This is a genomic window from Neisseria sp. HMSC061H08 (genome assembly GCF_001836795.1).
GTDB lineage: Bacteria > Pseudomonadota > Gammaproteobacteria > Burkholderiales > Neisseriaceae > Neisseria > Neisseria subflava_A.
In genome coordinates, this window is sequence record NZ_KV830556.1 from 22,482 (window position 1) to 43,768 (window position 21,287).

General features: G+C 49.2%; 15 protein-coding genes. 6 read left to right on the forward strand and 9 right to left on the reverse strand.

Annotated elements, in window-relative coordinates:
• Positions 1-43: 43 nt before the first annotated feature.
• On the reverse strand, positions 44-457 hold the full coding sequence (locus HMPREF2675_RS01085) for a YqaA family protein (protein ID WP_070813763.1): 414 nt from the start codon (positions 455-457) through the stop codon (positions 44-46).
• Positions 458-732: 275 nt separating this feature from the next.
• Between HMPREF2675_RS01085 and HMPREF2675_RS01090 the strand changes: the two genes are divergently transcribed.
• The 4 genes from HMPREF2675_RS01090 to nth all read left to right on the forward strand — a co-directional run bounded on the left by HMPREF2675_RS01090 (position 733) and on the right by nth (position 4,986).
• Complete coding sequence (locus tag HMPREF2675_RS01090) at positions 733-1,956, forward strand: sugar MFS transporter (protein ID WP_070813764.1); 1,224 nt, start codon at positions 733-735, stop codon at positions 1,954-1,956.
• 92 nt (positions 1,957-2,048) lie between these two features.
• A complete protein-coding gene (locus HMPREF2675_RS01095) occupies positions 2,049-2,672 on the forward strand; it encodes an alpha/beta fold hydrolase (protein ID WP_070813765.1) in 624 nt (207 codons plus the stop codon).
• 180 nt (positions 2,673-2,852) lie between these two features.
• On the forward strand, positions 2,853-4,232 hold the full coding sequence (gene nhaC, locus HMPREF2675_RS01100; RefSeq protein WP_003747540.1) for a Na+/H+ antiporter NhaC: 1,380 nt from the start codon (positions 2,853-2,855) through the stop codon (positions 4,230-4,232).
• Positions 4,233-4,356: 124 nt separating this feature from the next.
• Positions 4,357-4,986, forward strand: coding sequence for an endonuclease III (gene nth / locus HMPREF2675_RS01105; RefSeq protein ID WP_049323145.1), 630 nt, complete (start codon positions 4,357-4,359; stop codon positions 4,984-4,986).
• A gap of 58 nt (positions 4,987-5,044) precedes the next feature.
• On the opposite strand, the gene putA is transcribed toward nth, so the two are convergent.
• The 4 genes from putA to HMPREF2675_RS01125 form a co-directional block, all read right to left on the reverse strand.
• Entirely contained in the window at positions 5,045-8,650 is a 3,606-nt protein-coding gene (gene putA / locus HMPREF2675_RS01110) for a bifunctional proline dehydrogenase/L-glutamate gamma-semialdehyde dehydrogenase PutA (RefSeq protein WP_070813766.1), read from the reverse strand.
• Positions 8,651-8,873: 223 nt separating this feature from the next.
• Complete coding sequence (putP, locus tag HMPREF2675_RS01115) at positions 8,874-10,400, reverse strand: sodium/proline symporter PutP (protein WP_070813767.1); 1,527 nt, start codon at positions 10,398-10,400, stop codon at positions 8,874-8,876.
• Between the two features lie 455 nt (positions 10,401-10,855).
• On the reverse strand, positions 10,856-11,650 hold the full coding sequence (locus HMPREF2675_RS01120; protein WP_070813768.1) for a formate/nitrite transporter family protein: 795 nt from the start codon (positions 11,648-11,650) through the stop codon (positions 10,856-10,858).
• A 254-nt stretch (positions 11,651-11,904) separates the two neighbouring features.
• Positions 11,905-14,118 carry a RelA/SpoT family protein gene (locus HMPREF2675_RS01125; RefSeq protein WP_070813769.1) on the reverse strand — a complete coding sequence of 738 codons (2,214 nt, stop codon included), beginning with the start codon at positions 14,116-14,118 and terminating at the stop codon, positions 11,905-11,907.
• Positions 14,119-14,206: 88 nt separating this feature from the next.
• Here HMPREF2675_RS01125 and grxB point away from each other — a divergent pair, with 88 nt between their 5' ends.
• Positions 14,207-14,917 (forward strand): glutaredoxin 2, encoded by a 711-nt coding sequence (gene grxB / locus HMPREF2675_RS01130; RefSeq protein ID WP_070813770.1) that lies wholly within the window; start codon positions 14,207-14,209, stop codon positions 14,915-14,917.
• 56 nt (positions 14,918-14,973) lie between these two features.
• Here the strand turns inward: grxB and HMPREF2675_RS01135 are convergent, their stop codons facing one another.
• Genes HMPREF2675_RS01135 through HMPREF2675_RS01145 form a run of 3 tightly spaced genes read right to left on the reverse strand, consistent with a single transcriptional unit; the run spans position 14,974 to position 18,460 of the window.
• The gene (locus tag HMPREF2675_RS01135; protein WP_070813771.1) at positions 14,974-15,492 is read right to left on the reverse strand and encodes a PqiC family protein; all 519 of its coding nucleotides are present in this window, start codon (positions 15,490-15,492) and stop codon (positions 14,974-14,976) included.
• On the reverse strand, positions 15,492-17,153 hold the full coding sequence (gene pqiB, locus HMPREF2675_RS01140; protein WP_070813772.1) for an intermembrane transport protein PqiB: 1,662 nt from the start codon (positions 17,151-17,153) through the stop codon (positions 15,492-15,494). The genes HMPREF2675_RS01135 and pqiB overlap by 1 nt, the downstream gene beginning before the upstream one ends.
• Positions 17,150-18,460, reverse strand: a complete 1,311-nt coding sequence (locus HMPREF2675_RS01145; RefSeq protein ID WP_083323856.1) for a paraquat-inducible protein A — start codon at positions 18,458-18,460, stop codon at positions 17,150-17,152. The genes pqiB and HMPREF2675_RS01145 overlap by 4 nt, the downstream gene beginning before the upstream one ends.
• Positions 18,461-18,855: 395 nt before the next feature.
• On the opposite strand from HMPREF2675_RS01145, the gene HMPREF2675_RS01150 reads away from it, so the two are divergent.
• The gene (locus HMPREF2675_RS01150; RefSeq protein ID WP_070813774.1) at positions 18,856-19,479 is read left to right on the forward strand and encodes a biliverdin-producing heme oxygenase; all 624 of its coding nucleotides are present in this window, start codon (positions 18,856-18,858) and stop codon (positions 19,477-19,479) included.
• A 114-nt stretch (positions 19,480-19,593) separates the two neighbouring features.
• Here the strand turns inward: HMPREF2675_RS01150 and HMPREF2675_RS01155 are convergent, their stop codons facing one another.
• A complete protein-coding gene (locus HMPREF2675_RS01155) occupies positions 19,594-21,135 on the reverse strand; it encodes a surface lipoprotein assembly modifier (RefSeq protein WP_070813775.1) in 1,542 nt (513 codons plus the stop codon).
• Positions 21,136-21,287 lie beyond the last annotated feature (152 nt).

Genomic DNA, 21,287 nt, shown 5'->3' on the forward strand with positions numbered 1-21,287 from the left:
CCGTCTGAATCGTTCAGACGGCCTTTATTTTTGACTTGTCAGCTTATCCGGCAACTGCGTTCATTCCCCAATAAATCACCGCATAGCGCAGCAGTTTGCCTGCAATCAGAATAATGGCGCAATGCAGGGCATTGAGCCTGAGCCAGCCTGCAGCAAGGGGGAGGGCATCGCCGATAATCGGCAGCCATGCAAACAATAGCGGCCAAATTCCCCAACGATTAAGCCTTTCCAACATTTTTTCAGACGGCCTTTTTTTATTTGGAAACATCCTGCCCATGTAATACGAAACCATACTGCCCAAGCCATTCGCCAATCCGGCACACAAACATGCGCCGAGGGCATGTTGCGGATATTGGTACACAAATGCGGCATATGCCGCCTCGGATGTACCCGGAAGTAGTGTGGCAGAAGTAAAGGCAGAGGCAATCAGGCCAAGGTAAGCGTAAAGAAGGGGCATATTTTGAGTTGTATCAAGGAGTATTGTAAAAAAGAAATAACAAGCTTAATAAGAAGATTATGCCTTTATTTTTTTAATCTATTAAAAGATAAATCCAATATTATTAAATTTTTTACAATTAAACGGCTGAAGGATAATGTAGTCGGCTGTTAGAAAATAGTTTTCAAAGTGACGGATTATCAGTATGATACGGGCGGCTGTTAATGGGTGTTAAGTTTAATGAACTGATTTAAGCTCATTTTTCCAGCGAATCTTAACAAAACGAAAGGCAAATCATGTCTGCGCATTCACAACAAAATCATACTCCTGCGCTGGTCGTTCTGACCACACTCTTCTTCATGATGGGTTTCATTACCTGCATGAACGATATTTTGATTCCGCACCTGAAAGATATTTTCGAACTGACTTATGTTCAGGCGATGCTGATTCAATTCTGTTTCTTTACCGCTTATGCGATTATGTCGATTCCGATGGGCTATTTGGTCGGCAAAATTGGCTATAAAAACGGCGTGATTAGCGGCTTCGTATTGACTGCCATCGGCTGTCTGCTCTTCTATCCTGCTGCCGGCAGTCATTCTTATGCAACTTTTTTGGGTGCATTGTTTATTTTGGCTTCAGGTGTAACCCTGTTGCAAGTAGCGGGTAACCCTTATGTGACTTTGCTGTCCAAACCGGGTAAAGAATCTGCAACACTGACTTTGGTTCAGGCATTTAACTCTTTGGGTACGACCATTGCTCCGCAAATCGGCGCATTCCTGATTTTGGCTGATGCAACACAAACTGTCAGCAAAGCCGAGCAAATTTCTTCCGTTCAAATTCCGTATTTAGGGTTGGCCGGTTTGCTGATTATTTTGGCTGTGTTTGTCAAAATGATTCGTTTGCCTGATGCGCGTAAAATTGCCGAAGAAGAGAGCGAACATAACCATGATGGCAAACACAGTGTTTGGCAATACCGTCATTTGGTTTTTGGTGCGGCTGGTATTTTCTGTTATGTCGGTGCGGAAGTATCCATCGGTTCTTTATTGGTCAGCGTGTTGGGTTACCTGAAAGGTATGGACCACTCGTCTGCCGCAAAATATCTGTCGTTCTACTGGGGCGGCGCGATGGTTGGCCGCTTCTTAGGCTCCGCTATCATGGCAAAAATTGCGCCTAACCGCTATTTGGCATTTAACGCTACCGCTGCTGTTGCCCTGTTAGGCGTTGCTATGTTGGCAGGTAAAGCCAGTGCAGATGTTGCGATGTGGGCATTGTTGGCCATCGGCTTCTTCAACTCCATCATGTTCCCAACGATTTTCTCTTTGGCAACCAAAGGTCTGGGCCGATTTACCAGCAGCGCTTCCGGCGTATTGTGTACTGCAATTGTCGGCGGTGCGATTGTGCCTGTGGTACAAGGTTGGGCTGCGGATACTTACGGTCTGATGATTTCTTTCGTTGTATCAGCAATTTGTTACGTATACATTGTCTTCTTTGCTATAAAAGGCTACAAAGCTGACGAATAATTCATCATGATAAAAGGCCGTCTGAAACCCTATGGGATTTCAGACGGCCTTTTTACTTTGTGGCATAATGATTTAAATGACAGGAGGAAAAAATGGCCAAAATCATTTTGCTGCATGGCTTGCACATGCATTCATGGGTAATGAAACCGCTGGCGTATTTGCTGGAACAAGAAGGTTTTGAAGTGGCGCTGTTCGATTATTACAGTGTTTTGCATTCGATGAACCGACATGTTGAAGATTTGGTGCGATGGATTAATGAGAACCATGCTGATGAAACGCTGCACTTTGTCGGCCATAGTTTGGGCGGCTTGGTTTTACGCAATTTTGCGGCGGCATATCCGGATAAAGTCAGCGGCCGTATCGTTACCATGGGTACGCCGCACCAAGGCAGCCGTGCCGCGCAACGCGTGCTCAATTTGGGTTTGCAAAAGCCGGTATTGGGCGGCTCTTACAAAGGGGCGTTGGATGGCAGTATGCCTGAGTTGCCTGTCGGTATTGAGCTGGGCAGTATTGCCGGCAATAAACCGTATGGGTTGGGCCGTGTTTTAGGTTTGCATGGCGAACATGATGGTACGGTTTTGGTCAGCGAAACGCATTGTCCGAATATGCGCGATCATGTCGTTTTGCCGGTCAGCCATAGCGGTATGCTGTTCAACCGCAAAACTGTCGGTCAGGTGGTGGCATTTTTGCATGATGGATATTTTAAAAAGCAATAAAATACCATTTATTCTAATTAAAAAATATTTTATTCTAAATAATTCGTTTATTTTAAAGAAAATGGCAAGGATTCGTGAGCGTTGTTTTCGTAAAATAATCAGCAGGCCGTCTGAAACCGGTTTTTCAGACGGCCTGTTATGCTAAAATCTGTTAAATACTTATTAAAAAGGCAAAGAACAATGTTTGCTTTCAAATCCTTACTTAATATGCCGCGCTTTGAGGCCATCGCTGTGGCCTTGGCTTTGGTGGCGGCAATGGGTTATACGATTATTTCGCTTGAATGGCTGCCGCATATGTCGATTGTAACGGCGATTGTGGTCTTGCTTTTGTACGGCTTGATGCGCGGCTTGAAATATCAAGACATGCAAAACGGTATGATCGGCGCGGTCGGGCAGGGCATGGGCGCGATTTATCTGTTTTTCTTTATCGGCCTGATGGTCAGCGCGCTGATGATGAGCGGTGCGATTCCGACGCTGATGTATTACGGTTTCGGATTGATTTCGCCGACTTATTTTTATTTTTCGGCGTTTGCGCTTTGCTCGGTCATTGGTATTTCCATCGGCAGTAGTTTGACGACTTGTGCGACTGTCGGCGTGGCATTTATGGGTATGGCGGCTGCGTTTCATGCCGATATGGCGATGACGGCAGGTGCGATTGTGTCGGGTGCGTTCTTCGGCGATAAAATGTCGCCGCTTTCCGATACGACCGGTATTTCCGCTTCGATTGTCGGCATTGATTTGTTCGAGCACATCAAAAACATGATGTACACCACTGTGCCTGCGTGGTTGATCAGTGCGGCCTTGATGTTGTGGCTCTTGCCCAATGTTGCCGCGCATGACATGAACAGCGTCGAAGCTTTCCGCGCGCAATTGGAAGCAACCGGTTTGGTGCATGCTTACTCGCTGATTCCGTTTGCTTTATTGGTTATCCTCGCCCTGATGCGCGTCAATGCCATTGTGGCCATGCTGTTTACCGTTGTGGTGGCGCTGATTGTGACTTACTTCCACAGTACGCCTGATTTGAAACAGCTGGGCGCGTGGTTTTACAGCGGATACAAACTTGAAGGCGAAGCATTTAAAGATATTGCCCGCTTGATTTCGCGCGGCGGCTTGGAAAGCATGTTCTTTACGCAAACTATCGTGATACTCGGCATGAGCTTGGGCGGCCTGTTGTTCAGCATTGGTGTGATTCCGTCTTTGCTGGAGGCCATTCGTGCGTTCCTAACCAATGCCGGACGTGCTACTTTCAGCGTGGCCATGACATCGGTCGGCGTCAACTTCCTGATTGGCGAACAATATTTGAGTATTCTGCTTTCCGGTGAAACCTTTAAGCCGGTTTATGACAAACTCGGCCTGCATTCGCGCAACCTTGCCCGTACGCTGGAAGATGCGGGTACGGTCATCAACCCGTTGGTGCCTTGGAGCGTCTGCGGCGTATTCATCAGCCATGCCTTGGGTGTGCCTGTTTGGGAATACCTGCCTTATGCCTTCTTCTGCTACTTGAGTTTGGCTTTGACGCTGGTGTTTGGCTGGACAGGGCTGACCTTGAGTAAAAAATAGACAGTAGGCTGTTTGATCATCAGGCCGTCTGAAAACAATTTCAGACGGCCTTGTTTTACTTGAAGTAGCCGTATCAACATGATTTCACTATAATTGCTGCGCCAATAAAAAAATAATCCAAACAATGAACAAACAAATCCGCCAAGAAATTTTCGAGCGTTTCCGCGCTGCCAATCCTCATCCGACTACCGAGTTGAATTTCAGCTCGCCGTTTGAGCTGCTTATCGCTGTTTTATTGTCTGCACAGGCGACCGATGTCGGTGTGAACAAAGCGACTGCCAAGCTCTTTCCCGTTGCCAATACGCCGCAAGCCATGTTGGATTTGGGGCTGGACGGCGTGATGGAATACACCAAAACCATAGGCCTCTACAAAACCAAATCCAAACACATCATGCAGACTTGCCGTATTTTGCTGGAAAAATACAATGGCGAAGTGCCTGCCGACCGCGAGGCTTTGGAATCTTTGCCTGGTGTTGGCCGGAAAACCGCCAACGTGGTATTGAATACTGCATTCGGGCAACCTGTTATGGCGGTCGATACCCATATTTTCCGTGTGGCCAACCGTACTAAAATCGCGCCGGGCAAGGATGTGCGCGAAGTTGAAGACAAGTTGATGCGCTTTATTCCCAAAGAATTTTTGATGGATGCCCATCATTGGTTGATTTTGCACGGTCGCTATACATGTAAGGCTTTGAAACCGCAATGCAGCAAATGTTTGATTAATGATTTGTGCGAATATCCGGCAAAAATGTAAATAAAAACAGATAAAAAAAGGCCGTCTGAATTTCAGACGGCCTTTGATTTGGCTGTGATTAGTCGGCAACTGCCATCAGGCTGGCGTTACCGCCGGCAGCGGTAGTATTGATACTGCAAGAAATTTCTTCAAATACTTGCAGAATGTCCAGACCTTGTTCGGAAGGCAGGATGCGGATGAGCGCACCGTCGCGGCCGGCCAACTCTTGTTTGCGCTCGCTGCTCAAAGGCTCGATAGCGGCAACATGGCTGATGCCTGCGTTTTCAGGTTTGCTGTTGACTTGCAACAAACCGTCCAAATCGGCTGAGTAGGAAGCCAACGGGCTGTTAGGCTCAACAACGGTTTGGATGCCTGCGGCTGCCAGCTCGGTCAGGGCAGAGAAGGCTTGCAGCAGATTGCCGCCATGTACCCAAACGCGTTTTGGAGAGCGCCAGCTCAATGAGTTGCGTTCGCCGGTCGGGCCGACCAATACGGTTTCGGCTTTGCGCAGGGTACGGACGCGGGCGTGACCCAAAGCTGCGGCTGCGGCTTTTTTCTCTTCTGCGTTAAACGGCAGTTTGTGAACCAGGGTTTCCAAACGTTTGAGCGCGTCTTCGTCTGCTTGGCCGATGCGGCTGAGAGTTGGGGCAACCCATTCAGGAGTACGAACCAGGCGTTGCAGATAGAATGAACCGCCTGCTTTAGGACCGGTACCGGACAAGCCGTGACCGCCGAAAGGCTGTACGCCGACAACGGCACCAACGATGTTGCGGTTAACGTAGATGTTACCGGCTTCGATGCGGTCGCGGATGTGGTCGACAGTACCTTCGATACGGCTGTGTACACCGCTGGTCAATGCATAGCCTTTGGCGTTGATTTGGTCGATGAGTTGATCCAATTCGCTGGCGCGGTAGCGGACAACGTGCAGCACGGGACCGAACACTTCGCGTTGCAACTCGTTCAGGTTGTTCAATTCAAACAGGATTGGACGAACGAAGGTAGAGTTGTTGTCATCAACGTCGGCGGCAGTTTTGATTTCGTGGTAAGCCTTCGCTACGCCTTTCATTTTGTTGATGTGGGCCAACAGGTTTTGTTGGGCTTCAGCATCGATGACAGGGCCGATGTCTGTGGTCAGTTGGATCGGTTTGCCGACAACCAGCTCATCCATTGCACCTTTGATGATGTTGATCATTTTATCGGCAACATCTTCTTGAACACACAAGATACGCAGGGCGGAACAACGTTGGCCCGCGCTGTCGAAGGCAGAGTTCAATACGTCGAGGCAGACTTGTTCCGGCAGGGCGGTAGAGTCCACGATCATCGCGTTTTGACCGCCGGTCTCGGCAATCAGGACAGGGCTGTCGTCGCGTTTGGACAGGGCTTTGTTGATCAGGCGCGCTACTTCGGTAGAACCGGTGAAGATCACGCCGCCGATGCGGGCATCGCCGGTCAGGGCGGAGCCGACATCACCTGCGCCGAGTACGAGTTGCAGCGCAGAAGTCGGAATACCGGCTTGATGCATCAGGGAAACTGCGTAAGTGGCAATCAGGCTGGTTTGTTCGGCAGGTTTGGCGATAACGGTGTTACCGGCTGCCAATGCAGAAACCACTTCGCCGGTAAAGATGGCCAATGGGAAGTTCCATGGGCTGATGGCAACGATTGCGCCGACAGCTTTGGCATCTTTAGGCAGGGTGTTCTCAGCTTCGTTGGCATAGTAGCGGCAGAAGTCAACGGCTTCGCGTACTTCGGCAACGGCGTTGTTCAGGGTTTTACCGGCTTCGCGGACGGCCAGCATCATCAATGCAGGCGTGTGTTGTTCCAACAAATCGGCAAAACGGCGCAGGCAGTCGGCGCGTTCTGAAGCAGGTTTGGCACTCCACTCCGGCAGGGCGGCAACGGCTGCACCAATAGCTTCTTGAGCCAATGCCGCATCGGCAAAGCTGACAGTGCCGACAACATCGTTGTGGTCTGCAGGGTTGCGGACGGGTTGCGCTTCGCCCACGTTACGCGCTTCGCCATTGACGATAGATGCAGCGTGGAAGTCTTCGGAAGCAGCTTGGTTGAGTTTTTCTTGCAGGTTTTGCAATACGGTTTCGTTGCTGAAATCTACGCCTTGAGAGTTCAGACGGTCTTTACCATACAAATCGCGCGGCAGAGGCAAGGCCGGATGCAGGTGGATGCCTTGTTCGGCGATGGTGTCGAACGGGCTCTTAATCAGGCGGTCGATGCTGATGTTTTCGTCAACGATTTGGTTCACGAAAGAAGAGTTCGCACCGTTTTCCAACAGGCGGCGTACCAAGTAGGCAAGCAAGGTTTCGTGTGTGCCGACCGGGGCATACACGCGTACGCGGCGGCCTAAGTTTTGCGGGCCGACCACTTGGTCGTACAGGGTTTCGCCCATGCCGTGCAGACATTGGTGTTCGAAGTCTTTGCCTTTACCCATTTGGTAGATTACGCCCAAAGTGTAGGCGTTGTGGGTGGCAAATTGTGGGAACACGGCATCTTGCGCATCCAAGAGTTTGCGTGCGCAGGCGAGGTAGGAGATGTCGGTGTGGACTTTACGGGTGTAAGTCGGATAGCCTTCCATGCCGTCTACTTGAGCCCATTTTACTTCGCTGTCCCAGTATGCGCCTTTAACCAAACGGATCATCAGTTTTTGGTTGTTGCGGCGGGCCAGGTCGATCAGATAGTCGATAACAAACGGGCAACGTTTTTGGTAGGCCTGAACAACGAAACCGATACCTTTGTAGCCTGCCAAGTCAGGATCGGAAACCAACGCTTCCATCAAGTCCAAAGACAATTCGAGACGGTTGGCTTCTTCGGCGTCGATGTTGATACCGATATCGTATTTTTTACCCAAAAGGAACAATTCTTTCAGGCGTGGCAACAATTCGCTCATCACGCGTTCGTGTTGGGCGCGTGAGTAGCGAGGGTGGATGGCGGAAAGTTTAACGGAGATACCGTTGCCTTCGTAAACGCCTTGGCCAGCGGCATCTTTACCGATGGCGTGAATGGCTTGAACGTAGTCGTTGTAGTAGCGGTTGGCATCTTCTTCGGTGTATGCGGCTTCACCCAACATATCGAAAGAGAAGCGGTAACCCATTTTCTCGCGCTCTTTACCGTTTTGCAGCGCTTCTTCAATGGTTTGGCCGGTTACGAACTGTTTGCCCAACAGGCGCATTGCGTAGTTAACGCCTTGACGGATCAAAGGGGCGCCGCCTTTGCTGATCAGACGGCTCAATGCGGAACTCATCTGTTTGTCGTTTGTCGCGGTCAGTTTGCCGGTAATCAGCAGACCCCATGCGGCCGCGTTAACGAAGAGGGAAGGGCTGTTGTTCAAGTGGCTTTTCCAGTTGCCTTCAGAGATTTTGTCGGCAATCAGGCGGTCACGGGTGGCATTGTCCGGAATGCGCAGCAGGGCTTCAGCCAGACACATCAGTGCAACACCTTCTTCACTGGAGAGGGAGAACTCGTGCATCAAGGCATCTACACCGCTGGCTTTGGTACGGCTGGCACGGACTTGGGTAACCAAACGACGGGCAAGCTCGGAGGCGGCATTGCGTTCTTCGTCGGTCATCTGTGCACGTTGCAACATATCCTGAACGGCCTCGATTTCATCGCGGCGGTAGGCATCAGTTACAGCTTGACGCAGAGGAGTTTGTGTTGGAAAAGCGAAGTTAAACATTATTTATGTTCTCCAAAGGTTTTTTCATGGTTTCAGACGGCCTGAATTAAGACTGCTAAAACAAGCATTCTGAAGGATAGTAATATCGTAATAAAATTATGATGCGGATACAAGATGCATCCGCATAAATTGCTGTTTTTTCTGATAAGGCTCAGATTATTTTGAAACAGTTTATTTCGCAAAGACGGCCTGCACGGAATCATGCAGGCCGTCTGAAAACGTCTTATTTAGAGGCGCGGTATTCTGCGTCTGCTTTTTCAAAGCGTTCTTGCAATTCGCGTGAAGGTTTTTTGTCGATCAGAGAGACCAAAACAATTACGAGGGTACAAGCGATGAAGCCGGGAACGATTTCATAGACGGTAGAGAAGCCTGTTTCTTGTGCAGCCAAAGCAGGTTTTTTGATCCATTCGGCCCAAACAACCACAGTCAGCGCGCCTGCAATCATGCCGGAGAGTGCGCCGTAGGCAGTAATGCGTTTCCACAAAACAGACAGGATAACAACTGGACCGAATGCGGCACCAAAGCCGGCCCATGCGTAAGCCACCAAGCCCAATACTTTGCTGTTAGGATCAGAAGCAATCAGGATGGAAATCACGGCAATCGCCAAAACCATCAGACGGCCAATCCATACCAACTCGGCTTGTTGTGCTTTTTTACGCAGGAAGCCTTTGTAGAAGTCTTCGGTAATCGCGCTGGAGCAAACCAACAATTGGCAAGACAGGGTAGACATTACAGCGGCAAGAATCGCGCTCAAGATGATACCGGCGATCCAAGGGTTGAAGAGCAGGGTAGCCAAAGCGATGAAGATACGTTCGTGGTTGCCGTTCATTTCATCAACGTGGGCAGGGTTGGCGCCGAAGTAAGCGATACCGAAGTAGCCGACAGCCACAGCACCGGCCATACACAGAATCATCCAAGTCATACCGATACGGCGTGCAGAAACCAGAGATTTAGCGCTTTCAGCAGCCATGAAACGGGCCAAAATGTGTGGTTGGCCGAAATAGCCCAAGCCCCAAGCAGCGGTAGAGATAATGCCGATGAAGGTAGTACCGGCAAACAGGCTGCCGTATTCTTTACCGGTAGAGGCGGCAACTTGTTGGATGGCCGCGTTCATTTGATCTGCACCACCCAAGCCCAAGTACACCATTATAGGAGTCAGTACCAATGCAAAAATCATCAAAGAAGCTTGCAGGGTATCGGTCCAGCTTACGGCCAAGAAACCGCCCAAGAAAGTGTAGGCGATGGTAGCGCCGGCACCCAGCCACATGGCTTGAGTGTAAGACAGATCGTGGAACAGGCTTTGGAACAGGGTAGCACCGGCTACGATGCCTGAAGCACAGTAAATAGTGAAGAAGAACAAGATAATCAGTGCAGAAACCACTTTCATCAAGTGACCGCCGGCACCAAAGCGGTGGAAGAAGTAATCAGGGAGCGTCAGCGCGTTGTTGGCGTATTCGGTATGTACGCGCAGACGGCCTGCAACCAAAAGCCAGTTGAGGTATGCACCCACAATCAGACCAATGGCAATCCAAGCTTCATTCAAACCGCTCAGGTAAATGGCACCGGGCAAACCCATCAAAAGCCAACCTGACATATCGGAAGCACCGGCAGACATCGCGGTCACGAACGGACCCAAGCTGCGGCCGCCGAGGATGTAGTCGTCGAAGTTTCGTGTTGAAAAATAGGCGGCGAGGCCGATCAGTAATACGGCGATCAGATAAATCGCGAAAGTGATATACATGGGATTCATGTATTTATTCCTCATCTAACTTATAAATACGGGTTTTGAAATTGCAAACAATTCGTACCCAAACTTTTTTCTAATAAAAATACAGCTTAAAAATCCTGTTTTTCACGAGAGAGTCAGGATAAATTATTTTCAAATACAATAGGATATGTAACCAATCCATATTAAATTGTAAATAATTAAATTCAGAATACAGTAAATTTTTTGTTTTGCAAAGCACGGAACACGGGCTTTATGAAAAATCGTAGCGCTTTTGAGGGGAAGTCATTTGAAAACAAAAGATTGCAAAAATTATCTTAAATTGGAGAAAAGGAAAGACAATGAAACTATCTTTCCTATAAATGAAACGTTACGCAGAGAAAAAGCGTAATTATGCGACAGAAACGAGCCGTTCAGACGGCCTGATAACGGCACTATCCCGTATTTTTGATGAATACGGGGTAGTGAGTCAGCTTGAACTAAATAGAAAAATCGTCTTTTAACAAATGTTTATAAGCGAAAAGATAGAAGGCGGCAACAAAAGACGATCCGCCGAGGACGTTGCCTAAGAAGACGGGAATCATATTGTAGAAAAATTGACCCCAGCTGACATTTGCGCCTGCCCAAATACCGGCCGGAATGATGAACATATTGGCAACAAAGTGTTGGAAACCGATCAACACGAAGATCATGACCGGAAACCAAGTTGCCAAAATGCGGCCTGAAGTATGGCGTGAGCCGAAATAGAACCAAATACCCATGCACACCATCCAGTTACATGCGATAGCAGAAACGAATGCACGACCAAAGTCCATATTAACTTTGGCTTCGGCGATGGCAATGGTTTTCGCCGTAGCCGCTCCCTCTGCCAGGCCGACATAGTGGCCAAGGAAATAGGCCATGGCAATGGCGCCTGCCAAATTGCCCAAGCTGACAATGAGCCAGTTGCGTACCAGTTTGTAGGTGCTGACGCGGCCGGTCAATCTGCCCAAAGCCATAATCATCATATTGCCTGTTGCCAGCTCGCCGCCGCCGATTAAGATACAAATCAGCGCAATCGGGAACACAGACGCGCCCAAAAGGGCGGCCAGGCCGTTCCATTCAGCCGGAATGCCGCTGATGACGCGCAGGCAGGCAAGATAGCCGAAGCCGACATAGCCGCCGCCTAAAAAACTCAAAATCACCAACATTTTGATGCTGAACTCGGACTTGGCGCAGCTCTTGCTGATGGCTTCCTGCAAAATCTCGTGAGGGTACAAATCTCGTGTATCCATGAGGCTCCCTTAAATTGGAAATATCTTGTTTATCATGAGGATAATAAGTTTGCCTGAGAATGATGCCGGTAGGAAATAACGACTGGTTGTAAGAATAGAAGAGGGGGTTATATATTGAAGCGGCTAAGGCTAACGGCTGACTTTTTTGAAGAAAGATAAGTTGAGGCGTTGAGATATTGGTGTGTTAAAAACTGAAAAGGCCGTCTGAAAAAGTTGCTTTCAGACGGCCTTTAGATTTGCTTGGTGAGTTATAACTACAAGCGCGTTACGCTTAAAACGCCTTTGATGTCGCCCAAGCTGGCTAATACGCGCGGCAGGTCGTTGACTTGGCGGACTTCAAGGGTAAAGCGCATACTGGCTTCCAAATCGCGCGATTGGGTTTGCACCGCGGTAACGTTGAGTTTATGACGCGCCAGTGCATCCGAAACGTCGCGCAGCAAACCGGAGCGGTCTTGGGCGCGGATTTCAACATCGACGGCAAAGACTTGTCCTTCTTGCAAGGCTGCCCAGCTGGCATTCAACACTTTTTCCGGTGCCTGTTCGGCAAGGTGGCGGAAAGAAGGGCAGGTGTTGCGGTGGACGGAAATACCGCGGTCGCGGGTAACAAAGCCCACAATATCGTCAGGAGGTGCCGGTTTGCAGCATTTGGCAAGCGTAGTCATCAAGCCGTCTTCACCGTCAATCAAAATGCCGTTTTTGCCGCCTTTTTTGATTTTAGACTGCTTGACGATATTGGTTTCATCAATCGGCACAGGAGGCGGCTCATTCAGCGCGCCGCAGGCTTTGTGGATGGCGCGGTTGGAAACTTCGCCCTGACCGATGGCTGTATAGAGTTCGTCGGTTTTTTTGAAGCCGAGTTTTTCCGCCAATGCTTGCAGATTGGGTTTGGGGAAGATTTTTGACAACTGTTTGTCCAACTGGGCGCGGCCTTCTTCGCGCACGGTATCTGCATTTTGCTGGCGGATGTAAGCACGGATTTTGCTGATGGCGCGGTTGGATTTGACCCAGCCTTCGTAGAGCCAGTTGACGGAAGGATTTCCCTCTTTGGCGGTAATGATTTCAACGCGTTGTCCGTTTTCCAACGGCGTGGACAGCGGCACGATTTGTCCTTCGACTTTTGCGCCGCGACAACGATCGCCCACGCTGCTGTGCAGGGCATAGGCAAAGTCAATCGGAGTAGCACCTGTAGGCAGGGAGAGGACTTTGCCATGCGGAGTCAAAACGTAAATCGTATCGTTGAACAGCTCGGTTTTAAAGGCGGCGGCGAGGTCTTCCTTGCCGCTTTCGGCCATGTTTTCACGCCAGTCTAGGAGTTGGCGCAACCAAGCGATTTTTTGTTCGTAGGCAGAATCGCCACGGCCGCCTTCTTTATAACGCCAGTGGGCGGCAACACCAAATTCGTTGAATTGGTGCATGTCGAAGGTGCGGATTTGGACTTCCACGCCTTTGTCTTCCGGACCGACGATAACGGTGTGCAAACTTTTATAGCCGTTGCCTTTCGGGTTAGCGATATAGTCGTCAAACTCGCCCGGAATCGGCTGCCAGAGGCTGTGGACAATACCCAAGGTGGTGTAACACTCGGGAATGGTGTCCACTAAAATCCGTACGGCGCGGATGTCGAACAAGCCGTCGAAAGTGAGCTTTTTCTTCACCATTTTTTTGTAAATGGAGTAGATGTGCTTCGGTCTTCCGGCAACTTCAAAATGAATATTGTATTTTGTCAGTTCCGTACGCAGGATATTGAGGAAATTCTCGATGTATTCGAGGCGTTCAGTGCGCTTTTCGTCCAAAAGCAGGGCGATTTCGCGGTATTTTTCCGGCTCTTGATGGCGGAAGCCCAAATCTTCGAGCTGCCATTTGAGTTGCCACACGCCCAAGCGGTTGGCGAGGGGGGCAAAAATGTCGAGGGTTTCTTTGGCAACAGCGCGTTTTTCAGGATTGTCGGGAACGTTGCTTAAGAATTGCAGGGTGCGCGTGCGCATCGCCAGTTTGATCAGGACGACGCGGATGTCGGTAACCATCGCCAACAGCATTTTACGCATGGTTTCGGCTTGTTGGGCGCGCTCTTCCGGCGTGGCAAGGCTGTCCACGCGTGCGAATTGGGTCAGTTTTTGTACTTCGTCTACGCCTTTGACCAGCTCGCAAACGGTGCTGTTGCAGCGTTCGGTAACCAATTCTTGCCAAGAGGGAACGTATTTGCCGATGTCGGACAAAATCGTAGCGGCTACGGCATCGGGCAAGAGGTCGAGTTCGCTGACGATTTGCATCGAGCCGAGGAAATGTTCCATTAAAGGCTCGCCGTAAGTCGTTAGGGCATCGGCGGGATAATGTTCTTTAGCCAGGTCAAAGGCCGTCTGAATCAGGTTTTTATCGGGATCAGGCAGCGCGGCAACATAGCCGTCGAACCATGCGAGGAGGCCTTCCAGCGTTACGCTCGATGTTTGGGGCGTTTGGCGAATAGTGGTCATGGCGTGCGTTTTTTTCTTTTTGATAAAAACGTTGCCATTGTAACAGTTTATTGCCGGCAGCCCTAGATTTGTATGCGAAAGTGGCACTATGTTTCAGGAAGCCTTGTTTCAGACGGCCTTGGGTGTTATGGTTAACCGTTTTGAAATTTTAAGGAGCATTTCGATGAAACTGTATATTTACGACCATTGCCCGTTTTGCGTTCGTGCGCGGATGATTTTTGGCTTGCGCGATGTGGCGGTGGAAGAGGTCGTCTTAGCAAACGATGATGAAGCTACGCCGATTGGCATGATTGGTTCAAAACAAGTGCCGATTTTGCAAAAAGAAGATGGTTCGTTTATGGGCGAGAGTTTGGATATTGTCCGTTACATTGATCAAGGCCGTCTGAAAGAAGAAGTTCGTCCAGAAGTGCAGGCTTGGTTGGACAAAGTGGGTGAATACAATAACAAATTGGTACAGCCGCGCATGGTCAAAATCGGCCTGCCTGAATTTGAGATCGATGAAGCGAAACAATACTTTATCGACAAAAAAGAGAAAAGTATCGGCAATTTCGAGACTAATCTGAACAAAACGGCGCAGTATCTGGAGCGTTTGCATCAAGACTTGGCCGAACTGGAAACGCTGGTGTGCGAAGGCGAGGGTTTGGGCGGTGAAATCAGTTTGGAAGATATCCTGACTTTCCCTATTTTGCGCAATCTGACCGTTGTGCGCGGTATTCAATGGCCGCAAAAATTGATGGATTATTTGCTGGCGATGAGCGAGCGATCCGGCGTGGCTCTGTATTTTGACCGTGCGTTGTGATGAATGTTTGAAACATGAAAAAGGCCGTCTGAACATCTTTCAGACGGCCTTTGGGTTTAATAGGCAATCGTATCGGCAACCTGTGACAAACCGTTTTCCAATGATTCAAGCATGGCGGTATAGCCGTCGCCTTGTTGCGGTGTGATGGCGTTAAACGGTTTGCTGCGTCCGTCCGGCCATTGTGCATAACCGCTGATGGTGGTCTGCCCCTGATAGCTGCCTTGGAAGGCTTCGATATAGACTTTTAGGGTTTGGCTGCTTTGGCTGCGTGAAGCAGGGACGAAAGTATGGCGCGGATTGAGGCGGTTGAGCTTGTTGCTGAGGTTGGCCGCCAACGCGCCATCGAGTGGCGCCGCCCAAAGGTGGTTTTTCGCCAAGTTCACATGATAGGCATCGGTTTGGTAAACGAGGCCGCCGTTGGTAAGCGGTTCGGCAAGGTTGACTTTGACCGCGATTTCGTTGCCGTGCGCAGCCGGACGGATGTACTGGCTGTCGGGCAGGACGAAATATTGTGTGCTTTGCGTAGTGCCGCAGGCGGCAAGCGTCAGGGCGGCGGCAATCGGGAAGAGGCGCATTATCGGCTTCCTTTCGGGATGGGGTCTTTGCTGCTGCTGTTGAAAATCAGCGCATTGGGTTTTTCTTTCAAAGTATTAATCACGGGTTGAACGTCTTTTAAGGTTTTGTCCAAACTTTGCAGCGTATTTTGCACGTCGCCGTAGATAGGCGATTGCGGCGATACGCCTTGCAGGGTTTGACGCAATTCTTTCAGGGTTTGGTTCAACTCGTTTGGAATGTTTTGTGTCTGCGGTTTGCCGACCAGTTTGTCGATGGAGCTTAGGGCAGCATTGGCAGATTTGAGTGTGGACTTGAGTTCGGCAAGCGAGCCGTTCAAGCCGGCAACGGTTTTATCCAACGGCAGATTGTTGAACTTGTCTAACAAGTCGGCCACTTTTGCCTGCAAATCGTCCAAACCGCCGCCTTGTGTGGCAATGACGGTATCGCCGGCATAAACGGTATGCGGTCGCAGCTTGGGCGAGGCAGAAGGCTGATCGTTTAACTCAATCATTTTGCTGCCGGTCAGCAGGTTGTTGCTGGAGATGGTGGCAGTCAGACCTTTGTTTAAGGCCGTCTGAAATTGTTGTTTCCAATGCTCTTTGCTTTGCTCGTCGGCATTGATTTCCAAACGGGAAGGCTCAATGCGGATGCGCACGGGAATCCAGCCGTTTTCAAACAAATGCAGGCTGTCGTTGCGGTCGAAATAAGGAACATCGGAAACCACGCCGACATTCAGGCCTTTGTATTCGACGGGAGAACCGGCAGTCAGGCCGCGTACGGATTGTTTGAAGAATGCGGTGTAATACAGCGAGCGGTCGTCAGGCAGATTGGCCACTTCGCTGCGGCTGTCATAAAGCGTGAAGCTGTCTTCGCTTTTGACGTTTTTACTGTTTTTGGTTTTCGGCGAATCAAACGAAATTGCGCCCGACAGCAGGGCAGGCAGAGGAGCGGAATTGAGTTTGACGCCGCTGCCTGTGGTTTCGATATTAATGCCGCTTTCTAGCCAAAAACGGCTGGCGGAATTAATCAGTTTGTCGTTGGGGCTTTGGATGAAAATGGTGTAATGCACGCTTTGGTCAGACGGGTCGAAATGCGCGCTTTCTACTTGACCGACCATAAAGTTTTCATACAAAACAGGGCTGCTGACGTTGAGGATGCGGTCGTTTTTGCCGATCAAATTTAGGCGCAGGCCGCTTTGACCGATGGCGGCAATCGGCGGAATATCTTGGACGACAAATACATCTTTGGTTTCTTGGCTTTTACCCGGTGTAAATGCAATATATGAGCCGGAAAGCAAGGTTCCCAAGCCGGTAACGCCGCTTTGGTCGATACGCGGTTTGACTACCCAAAATTGGGTATCACTGCGGATAAGGTCTTTGGCATCGGCGCTGAGTTGGGCGGTAACTTCCACGCCTTTTTGGTCGTCGCGCAATTTGATGCGGGTAACGCGTCCGACATCGACGTTCAACACTTTAATAACGGTGTTGTTGACTTCGATGCCTTCCGCGCTGTCCATCAACAGCGTAACGACAGGGCCGCGGTTGCGGATGTCTTTAACCAAAAGCCAGCTGCCGGCAATCAGCGCAATCAGCGGAATCAGCCACACGACAGACGTGAAGACATTGGTTTTCTTGACACGCGCCGGGGCGTGATAATTGGGTGAAGAATCATGTTTTTTCATTGTTTTAAGGTCTGCTCAGAATCAAGGCCGTCTGAAAGCTGCTGTTGCTTGTCCCAAATCAGACGGGGATCGAAATAATAGGCCGAAAGCATGGTCAAAATAACGACCAGGCAGAAGTAAATCGCCGCACCACCCGGCACGACGCGCGCCATATTGGTGTGGAACGAACTCATCAAAATAATAATCACAAAAATATCGATCATCGACCAGCGGCCGATAGATTCGGTGAACCGATACAAAACCGACATCTTGTCCGCGCTCATCACGGGTTTGAAGTATGCGGAATAAATCAAAACCGCCATCGCGATAATCTTCAATACCGGCACCATAATGCTCGCGCTGAAAATAATCACCGCAATCAACCGGTCGCCGTCGTCCCACATATAAACAATGCCGTTGAAAATCGTATTGATCTCCAAAGCCGTCGGGTTGGACGAAATCATAATCGGTAGGATGTTGGCAGGGAAATACAGGATAAACGCTGCCACTAAAAACGCCAGCGAAATGCTCAGGCTTTTCGGGCGGCGGCGGTATAAGTCCGCACCGCATACGCCGCAAGGCTGCTCGTCTTTATCGCGGAAATACAGGCAGCGGCTGCAACAGATTTTGTCTTCAGTGGCCGTCTGAACCGCATGGCCGCCGGTTAAACGATGAATCTTATAATAAACCCAATGCTGCGGAATCGATACCGAAGTCCGAATCAGCATGACCGACAGCGGAAACATCAGATAAAACGCCGAGCCGAACTCTACCGTAGCAACGGACGAGAGTTTGATATACGCCACCAAAGTGGAAATGAAAAACACATCCACCATAATCCAATGACGCAGCCGCACCAATACACGCGTCGCAAAGCGCAGCGCAGGGTAGGCCTTTTCGCGTATCAAAGCCGTATAAACATACAGACAGAGCAGTAAAAACAGTAAAGGCGCACCGAAAGTGAGGATAAACATCACTTCCGCCAGAAAACCATAATCCAGCGAAATCAAAAGCCGCATCATTTGTGGCAGCGACAAAATCGATGTTACGCCGAACAAATCCACCCGGATATACACCATATTGTACGCAAACGCCATCAGAATCAAGGTTGTCAGCGCATAGGCGATCGGCGCGATATACGGATTGTTTTCCACCTCCACGATTTCATGGTTGCATACCGGACAATGCGCTTCCTGCCCCTGACGCAGGCGCGGAATATCCATACGGCAGCCGCAATCCGGGCATTCCACCGTATGTGCAGGCAGCGTCGCATCAGGAAGATAAGACTTGTAGCGCCACCAGCGATGGTAGGCAGGAATCCGTTTCATGGTTCGGCAGGGGATAAAGAAGGTGCAAAGAGTGTCGCATTATAAAGGAAAACAGCAGGATAGCCCAAATTTAGCAGATATTTAGTTGAATGGCGGCTGCTTCATAAGAAGGCCGTCTGAAAAGGCAGCAAAGGTTTTAGAAGATGCTGGCTATGGGCCGTTAGATTTTATTAATAAGACCCAATTGAGTTTATTGTCATTGAAATAAAAATGATATATATTCTAATTATAAAAATGATGAGACTTATTGAATTGCAAAAGGCACGCCAACACTGAGCCGGAAGCATTTAAAAAGTTACATTCTTTATTTTTAAAACGATTTTTTCAAAGAAGACGGCATTTCAAAACAATAGAGGCCGTCTGAAGCCGTTTGTCCCCTATTCAAAGGAAACATCATGAGTGAACCACAAGAGCTGACTTTCGCCAAACGCTTGAAAGAGCAAACCACAGTTACACACGACAGCGTTGATAACTTGGTTATGTTTGTCCAGCCTTTCGTCAGCAAAGAAAACTACATCAAATTTTTGAAACTCCAATCAGTTTTCCACAAAGCTGTCGATCACATCTATAAAGATGCCGAATTGAACAAAGCCATTCCCGAACTCGAATACATGGCGCGTTACGATGCCGTAACCCAAGACCTAAAAGACTTGGGCGAAGAGCCTTACAAATTCGACAAAGAATTGCCGCATGAAACAGGCAATAAAGCCATCGGCTGGCTCTATTGCGCCGAAGGTTCAAATTTGGGTGCGGCATTCTTGTTCAAACACGCTCAAAAACTCGAATACAACGGCGAACACGGCGCACGCCACCTGGCTCCGCATCCCAACGGCCGCGGCAAACACTGGCGCGCCTTCGTCGAGCACCTGAATGCCCTGAACTTAACTCCGGAAGCCGAAGCAGAAGCCATTCAAGGCGCGCAGGAAGCGTTTGCCTTCTATAAAGTGATTCTGCGTGAAACCTTCGGTTTGCCGGAAGGCACAGAAGCCCCCGAAGGCATGACGCCGCACAGACATTAAAAATAATGAAACAAACAAGGTCTCGGCGTAGATGTTTGCAGGGGCCTTTAATTACACTACAAAGTTTTGTTTGAATGGGTTGCTGTCTTACACCTACTCAGATTTGATTCTCCTTTAAAAATTCCATTCACCACCTAATGACCATTGATGAGTATTACGCATTGCATAGGGTGCATTGCTATGGGTGTGACTATAACTATAATTCAAAGTAGGGGTAATGCCTTTATAAGATAATTTGTTGTGACTAAGATTGATAGAGAGCGCGCGCTCCCGATTGCGTTGCGGCTCCGTACCGAATGCCATAATGCCTTTATAGCGACGGTTGGCAAATGAAGCGGTAAGTCTGCTGTTAAGCCCACCTAAAACCTGCCATTGCTGTATCCAACCTATATTGAAACCGTTGCGGTGGTAGGCTGCATTGTTCTCAATATTGTGTATGTTTTTGTTTTCAGGAACAAAGCGGTTGTATTGCCAACCGCCGAAAAGAGTCGTGTTGCCAAAACGGCGAGCCAGGGAGAGATAGGTACTGTCGTGCCAACCATCGTTGCGCAGTGCACGATCAGTTTCCCGATAGTTTTGGCGGTAGCGTTCCAGTGAGTAGTAAAGTTGAGTCGCATTGCCGAGATTGACCATATGCGAAAGCTGTACGCCAACTCCGTGAGCCAGCATATAAGGTGCAACGCGGCGGTTATTTTCTTTTTTGCTGTCAAATTCGCTGCTGCCTGCCAACTGTGCCTGATAAAACGGTAAAACGCTGACGGTTTGTTTGCCGTCCTTGCGTTGCCAGCCCAAATAAGCTCTGCCGAACGCATCGTCGTAAGCCGATTGGCGGTCGAAAAAATAGCTTGTGCCGCTGAGGTTGGCGCGGAATTTGATGGCGTGATGCCCATACAATGGGGTAAGTTTTTCGGTGTTCAATTCGTAATTCAAGCCGTTGGCACTGACAGGTAGGGTAACACTGCATGCGGTTTGCCCCCTTGTTTCGATGCAATAACGCGGAGCAGCGTTGTTGGCATTATCGTTATGCACAGGGCTGATTCCGCCAGACCATTTCCATTCGGTCTGCCGTTTGACGGCTTCTTGAAAACGTTTGACATTTTCCAAAACGGGGGCAGGTATATCGCGTTGCGCGGCATGACGAAAATGCATCGTTGCCTCACCCAAGCGATGGTCCTGAAACTCTGCTGCTGCCAAATCCAACAATATGCGGTCGTCTGAAACGTCAGATTCATAAAGGGTACGATAACGTTCGACCGCTTCGGAAGTCCGTCCTTTCAGCTTTGCCAGCAAAGCATCGGCACGCGCAATCAGTTTGGGATTGTGGTTGGGCTGTTTACGGTAAAGGGCGACGAGCGAGGAAACCAGATCTGCGCTATTGCCGTTAAGTGCTTGAACCAATGCGTCCTCAAGAATATGTGGGTTTGCCGCTAAAAAATCATCGTTAACCAGAGTTGGACTGCCTACATTCTCATTCTTTTCAGGCGACCTTTCCTCCTCGGATAAAATGTCTAACCATTGTTTCTGTTGTACTTGTACAGCAGTATTCTGAGAAGAAATATTCTGCCAAACACCCTCTTCGGGAAATTCAGCAAAGGCTGCTGACGGCAATAGGTAGCACAAAGAAGCTGAGACAATTTTTTGTTTTATTTTTAGCATTTAAAGTCATCCGAAATATATGTATATCTGAGGGCAAATCGTTTCTAATAATGGATTTGCTCTTGTCATAAAACTGCCTGAAACATCTCAGGTGATTTTATTTTTGCATAAAAAATACAGATTCGTATTTAGATTTATCATTATAACGGCAA

Bases quoted from the DNA above. Each gene is read 5' to 3' on its own strand.
- grxB (WP_070813770.1), top strand. From the start codon at position 14,207: ATGTTTCAGGAAGCCTTGTTTCAGACGGCCTTGGGTGTTATGGTTAAC.
- HMPREF2675_RS01150 (WP_070813774.1), top strand. From the start codon at position 18,856: ATGAGTGAACCACAAGAGCTGACTTTCGCCAAACGCTTGAAAGAGCAA.
- HMPREF2675_RS01120 (WP_070813768.1), bottom strand. From the start codon at position 11,650: ATGGATACACGAGATTTGTACCCTCACGAGATTTTGCAGGAAGCCATC.
- HMPREF2675_RS01090 (WP_070813764.1), top strand. From the start codon at position 733: ATGTCTGCGCATTCACAACAAAATCATACTCCTGCGCTGGTCGTTCTG.
- HMPREF2675_RS01135 (WP_070813771.1), bottom strand. From the start codon at position 15,492: ATGCGCCTCTTCCCGATTGCCGCCGCCCTGACGCTTGCCGCCTGCGGC.
- HMPREF2675_RS01155 (WP_070813775.1), bottom strand. From the start codon at position 21,135: ATGCTAAAAATAAAACAAAAAATTGTCTCAGCTTCTTTGTGCTACCTA.
- pqiB (WP_070813772.1), bottom strand. From the start codon at position 17,153: ATGAAAAAACATGATTCTTCACCCAATTATCACGCCCCGGCGCGTGTC.
- putA (WP_070813766.1), bottom strand. From the start codon at position 8,650: ATGTTTAACTTCGCTTTTCCAACACAAACTCCTCTGCGTCAAGCTGTA.
- nth (WP_049323145.1), top strand. From the start codon at position 4,357: ATGAACAAACAAATCCGCCAAGAAATTTTCGAGCGTTTCCGCGCTGCC.
- HMPREF2675_RS01125 (WP_070813769.1), bottom strand. From the start codon at position 14,118: ATGACCACTATTCGCCAAACGCCCCAAACATCGAGCGTAACGCTGGAA.
- HMPREF2675_RS01095 (WP_070813765.1), top strand. From the start codon at position 2,049: ATGGCCAAAATCATTTTGCTGCATGGCTTGCACATGCATTCATGGGTA.
- HMPREF2675_RS01085 (WP_070813763.1), bottom strand. From the start codon at position 457: ATGCCCCTTCTTTACGCTTACCTTGGCCTGATTGCCTCTGCCTTTACT.
- HMPREF2675_RS01145 (WP_083323856.1), bottom strand. From the start codon at position 18,460: ATGAAACGGATTCCTGCCTACCATCGCTGGTGGCGCTACAAGTCTTAT.
- nhaC (WP_003747540.1), top strand. From the start codon at position 2,853: ATGTTTGCTTTCAAATCCTTACTTAATATGCCGCGCTTTGAGGCCATC.
- putP (WP_070813767.1), bottom strand. From the start codon at position 10,400: ATGAATCCCATGTATATCACTTTCGCGATTTATCTGATCGCCGTATTA.